At 62.5% G+C, this 4135-nt stretch carries 5 protein-coding genes; all 5 read left to right on the top strand.

Features of this window, described 5'->3' with window-relative positions; all coding sequences use genetic code 11:
* The first annotated feature begins 19 nt into the window (after positions 1–19).
* The 5 genes from M3498_01865 (at position 20) to M3498_01845 (ending at position 3967) form a co-directional block, all read left to right on the top strand.
* Entirely contained in the window at positions 20–214 is a 195-nt protein-coding gene (locus tag M3498_01865; GenBank protein MDQ3458043.1) for an alpha/beta hydrolase, read from the top strand.
* 202 nt (positions 215–416) lie between these two features.
* Complete coding sequence (locus M3498_01860; protein MDQ3458042.1) at positions 417–1553, top strand: hypothetical protein; 1137 nt, start codon at positions 417–419, stop codon at positions 1551–1553.
* A gap of 38 nt (positions 1554–1591) precedes the next feature.
* Entirely contained in the window at positions 1592–2155 is a 564-nt protein-coding gene (locus M3498_01855; GenBank protein MDQ3458041.1) for a hypothetical protein, read from the top strand.
* A 207-nt stretch (positions 2156–2362) separates the two neighbouring features.
* Positions 2363–3040 carry a hypothetical protein gene (locus tag M3498_01850; GenBank protein MDQ3458040.1) on the top strand — a complete coding sequence of 226 codons (678 nt, stop codon included), beginning with the start codon at positions 2363–2365 and terminating at the stop codon, positions 3038–3040.
* Between the two features lie 516 nt (positions 3041–3556).
* Positions 3557–3967, top strand: a complete 411-nt coding sequence (locus M3498_01845) for a hypothetical protein (GenBank protein MDQ3458039.1) — start codon at positions 3557–3559, stop codon at positions 3965–3967.
* Positions 3968–4135: the final 168 nt, after the last annotated feature.

Genomic DNA, 4135 nt, shown 5'->3' with positions numbered 1-4135 from the left:
CTGAAGGAAGGCGTCAGACGTGGAGTTGCCATTCGACGAGGTGTGGGTGCAGTCGCCGGACGGCCGGTCGCTCTGCGCCATTATCGACGGCGAGCTCGCGCGCCTGCTGCCGAATGTCGAGCGGCTCATCATCCCGGATGCCTCGCACGAGACCTGTAACGAACACCCGGAGGTCTGCACCCAGGCGCTCCAAAGGTTCCTCGCCAAGCACTAAATCCGCTTTGGGATTATCTCACGACACACTTACGACATAGCCGCGACATACAGAGGCGCCTAGGATGGTCTTTGAGGTGGTGACGATGACGGCAAGGCGGTGCCCTAAGCCTGAAGCAAAGCTCTCAGGGACGGCCCAACCCTCAGCCCAAACGGCAAGGGAACCCGTTCATACCCGGCAAGCCCCACACGAGAGGAGAAACATGAAAGCTCAAGCAAACACCCAAGCAGTTGGCGGCAGTGGACCCTCGAGCATAAACAAAGAGAGGAGGGGGCGCGTCCTCGCAACCGTTCTCGTCGTTTTGACGCTGCTGCTGGCAGCCTGCACCTCAACCCTCCAACAAGCGCCCGCTACCAGCCCCGCCCTTCTCAGCGACGCCGACATTGACGCGGCGGCACTCGAGCTTGCCACGACCACAGCAGAGGTCACGGGCACCGAGCTGGGCAGCCTTGCCGATGGCACCGAAAGCGACCTGCTGGAGGCCGAGGAGGAGGAACTCTCGACTCAAGCCGTGCTCCCCGGCGCGAGCGGTTATATCGCCTATGTGCACTTCGACGGCCTCACGGCAAAGTTCCAGCTCTGGCTCGCCAACCAGAGCAACGACAAAAAGACGCTCGTTTACACGGGCAACCGTTATATCAACTCCGTTGCCGTGAGCCTGACCGGCAACATCCTCGTTTTCTCCATGAACACGGCGACGGGTTGCTGTGATATCTACAGGCTTATCGTCAGCAGCAACAAGCTCAGCAACCTGACCAACTCGCCCGCACTCAACCATATCAACGTCTCGATGACGGCAGACGACAAAACCATCGCCTGGGGAGGTACACATAACGGTAAGCACGTCGTCTACATTCGCACTTACGAGCGCAGCGGCAGCAGCCAGAGCATGCTGAGCGCAAGCGCGCAGCAAACCGAGCCTTCGATAAGCAGCGACGGGAAAACCATCGCCCTCATGCGCTTCTCCTCGGGCAAATACCGGGTGATGCGCTACGACAGGCAAAAGAAAACCTATCTGCAGGTCGCTACCAGCAGCAATCCCCTGCTCCATCCCAGCCCCAGCAACAACGGCAAGCTGGCCTGGCTCGAGAACCGCGCGCATCTGGGCCTGACGAACCGGGTGCGGGTCAAGACTATCGCCACAGGCGCGATCACCAACGCCCTTTCCACGAGCTCCTATATCGCCCATCCACACCTGGCCTCCGACGGCAACTTCATCGTTTACGACCGTTATCAAAACAGCAAGTACAACATTTTCACCAGGAACCTGAGCACAGGCAAGACAGCCAGGACGGTTAGCGCTTCGCACTGGTTTGATGGCGCGTATTGGCAGAAGTGAGGGAGGGCTGGAGGCGCCGTGACGATAGAGGAGAAACCATGAAACCGCGATACCTGCTCCTGCTGGTGCTGACGGCGGCTTTCGCCGCCTGGGGCTTCTCCACCCCGAGTGCAGAGGCGAACGAGGCAGCGGGACTCGACGCCTGCGCGCTCCTCACCCAAGAAGACGCCGAGGCCCTGCTGGGCGAGCCGGCCCAGGAAGGGCAGCGCCTCATGGACCGCTTTGAAGAGGGGGTGGCGGAAGTCTCGCTTTGCCTCTACAGCGCCGCCGCGGACGACTCCCATAAGAGCGTGGGCCTGCTGGTGCGCCGCTCGCTGCGCGCCAGAAACACCAACACGCCCGCCCATATCGAGCGGGCACGCGCGGCGGCCAGGGAGACGGCGGGCAGCGAGCCCGAAGCGCTGGACGGCGTCGACGACACGGCCTTTTGGACGGCGAGCGGCGAGGGGAGATCTCGTAGCCTCCAGCTTCAAGCCTTTAGCGGCAACGGTCTCTACCTGATCACCGACGCCCACGGTTTCGGTGACGACGCCGCCGCGCTGGAAGCCGCCAAAGCGGTGGCGCTGAAGGCGCTCGAGCGCCTGCGGCCGAACGGTGGCTGAAGGCAAGGAGGACGGAGGACATGCCGTCACTGCCGGGAACGGCCTAGGGTGCAAGGTTGGAGCTGGTGCTCGAGCCTTTCCGGGCCAGCTCGAGCGCGCCCACTTCCGGCCCCGCCAGGGGCGCGATCATAGTAGCAAGCGAATCTGCCCGCAAGGGCCGAAATGTAATAGGGTTGACAGTGAATCCCATAGGGACAGGAGGCAAGCATGAGACAGCGTGCAGCAACGGTCATTCTTTCCTTGAGCCTCGTTCTTGGAGCCTGCGCTCCGGGCATCGACGGCATAACGGGCAACATCGCGGACCGCGCCGTCGATCGTGCGCTGTCGACCGCGATCGACAGCGCCGTCGATCGCATCGTCAACGAGGCGGTCAACCTCGTCGTTGCGACTGTGGTCAACCGCGCGCTCGACAGCGTCTTCGACAGCATCCGTTTTGGACCGGACTTCAGCCTCGATATCTTTTCGGGCTCTTGGACCGCCAACGTGAGCGGCGCTGTGAACCGCGCCTACGGCAAGGTGCCTACGGCGCCCGAAGAGGACCCCGCGGACCTTGGCCTGGCGCTGCGCGGTCTTACCGACGACGACCTGCCCTTTTACGGCATCTACTTCGTCAAGGCTCAAGACGAGCCCGAGTTCGCGATGATCTATGCCGAAGCGAGCGAGGAGGGCGAGATCGTGCGGACCCTCGTCGTCGAGATAGAGGGCGTCAGCTATCAGGGCAACGCCTCAGTCGCCTTGACGAGCGAGACCGCTACCCGCCTCGTCGGCAGCCTGTCGGCGCCGCTGCTTACTGGTGAGGACGGCGCCGGCACGATCACGGTGACCGCCAGCTTCGATGTGCCGGTCAATCCGGCGGGCTCGCTCATCGTGGCGGGGGTCAGATAGCCACAGGTTAAGGGCACTAGCCCGTAGGCCCTAGTGGGCCTCAGCTAAGCCGTACGCCCTGCTATAGAAGGTGCAAAGGCCGCGCGAGGTTTGCTGTCGCGCGGCCTTTGCTGGAGGCTGTTCTGGGGCACAGCGTTGTTAGCAGCCGCGGCTACACCAGGCAGGCCTCGTCCCAAACGTCCGGCAGGGGCCGATCATGAGAAAGCCATTCTCGAGGACGCCCTCCTGGCTTTGTACTCGGTGACGAAGGCAACGTCCTTGCGTGACGGCCTTATCGCCTTGGGGACGCCGCGACTTTCCAGAGCATCCGCCAGCTGCGTGTAGACCCTCCTTCTTTTTGCCGATACCTACGGGATTGCTTCGCTTCGCTCGCAATGACAGACATTTTCCTCATGGCAAACCCCGAGGGCTTTGGGGCTCTGGGGCAATTCGCCAGCAGCATCATCAAGAGGTTGACTGACTATTGGGGTAGAATCTGAGAAGCGCCAACGCAAACCGTTGGAACGAAGAGACCTTATGAATTATGCCGCCCTCCTCGCCCTGCTCGTCTTGCTGTCCTTTTCGCTGCCGCTGCTGGTCAGGCTGGCCGAGGCGGCCGGGGTGCCGCGGGGTCTGGGCGTGGTGACGACGCTGGTCATCGCCTGCTTTTTTCTCGGCTGGGTGATCATCCGCTGGCGGGTCAGGAAGCGCCTCGCGGTCGAGACGCGCATCGCCCAAGTGGTCAAGGCCAAGGCGGAGCGGCCCGACGACCTCAGCGCCTTTTACAGCGGCGGCGAGCACGTCGGCGACCTGCTGCTCGCGCTCGGCCGCGAGCGCGAGGCGCTGGCCGAATACGAGGCGCACCTGCTGGTCGCAAAAAGAACCCAGCAGGACGGCGGGAGCATCCGCCGCACCGTGGCGCGGCTCAAAGGGGAGCAGACCGACTAGAGGACTTCAGGATGCTCTGCAGCTCGGGCTGCTGCGAAGGTGGAACAGGCGCGGTTTCGGCTAGGCCCAAAATTAGGCCCAAAATTAGGCCTAAAATATAGCATGACCGGAGAATCATGAAAGACGAAGACGTGCAACTCTCGCCCTGTGGGTGGACCCTACCATGAT

It is taken from the genome of Deinococcota bacterium, from assembly GCA_030858465.1.
Classification (GTDB): Bacteria; Deinococcota; Deinococci; order Deinococcales; family Trueperaceae; genus JALZLY01.
The sequence above is the reverse complement of the archived record's forward strand: the minus strand, read 5'-3'. Positions and strand labels throughout refer to the sequence as shown.

Coding starts and splice junctions, on each gene's coding strand:
- M3498_01860 (MDQ3458042.1), top strand. CDS start 417: ATGAAAGCTCAAGCAAACACCCAAGCAGTTGGCGGCAGTGGACCCTCG.
- M3498_01855 (MDQ3458041.1), top strand. CDS start 1,592: ATGAAACCGCGATACCTGCTCCTGCTGGTGCTGACGGCGGCTTTCGCC.
- M3498_01850 (MDQ3458040.1), top strand. CDS start 2,363: ATGAGACAGCGTGCAGCAACGGTCATTCTTTCCTTGAGCCTCGTTCTT.
- M3498_01845 (MDQ3458039.1), top strand. CDS start 3,557: ATGAATTATGCCGCCCTCCTCGCCCTGCTCGTCTTGCTGTCCTTTTCG.